Origin of the sequence: Aeromonas sp. Prich7-2, assembly GCF_017939255.1 — a bacterium.
GTDB lineage: Bacteria > Pseudomonadota > Gammaproteobacteria > Enterobacterales > Aeromonadaceae > Aeromonas > Aeromonas caviae.
In genome coordinates this window covers 1-504 of the sequence record NZ_JAGKRI010000029.1, presented here as the reverse complement: position 1 = coordinate 504, position 504 = coordinate 1, and the positions used below count along the sequence as shown (strand labels likewise).

Annotated in this window: 1 pseudogene; it reads right to left on the bottom strand. The window is 57.7% G+C overall.

Annotated elements, in window-relative coordinates:
- A pseudogene (locus J9892_RS06500) lies at positions 1–504 on the bottom strand (IS4 family transposase); the annotation flags it as partial.

Genomic DNA, 504 nt, shown 5'->3' with positions numbered 1-504 from the left:
CTCCCCTGCGGTATCGGCAGACACACTCATGCACAGTGGGCTCTGCTCCGACAGAGACATGGTCATATGGCACTCGATAGCCGCCGGACTGATGGTCTTGAACCGGCCGGGAAAGTCAGCCGCCAGACGCCGGTGCACCGCGAAGGAGGTGCCATCGTGCAATAACACCTGCTTGAACGCGCCGAGGGAGGCCGCTTTGAGTTGATGGTCGATACGCAAGGCGATGGCCCGTTCGACCAGCGCTTTCATAAACAGGGCAAAGCTCTCTTTACGCAGCTGATTGTGAAACGGTTTGTAAGAAACCTGATGCTCTTTCGTCAGCTGCAAGGCATTGAAATGACGGTGTAAGCTGGCAATGTCATTGACCTGGTCGCCCCCCATGGCCCGCAACAGTGCAGGTACGAGCATGGCAGGGGTAATGGCGCGCTGACGCAGACAAAACTTGCAGAGCCGAGCAATGCGCTCGAGTGCGGCGGGAGCCAGGAGTTGCTCCAGATAGTGATT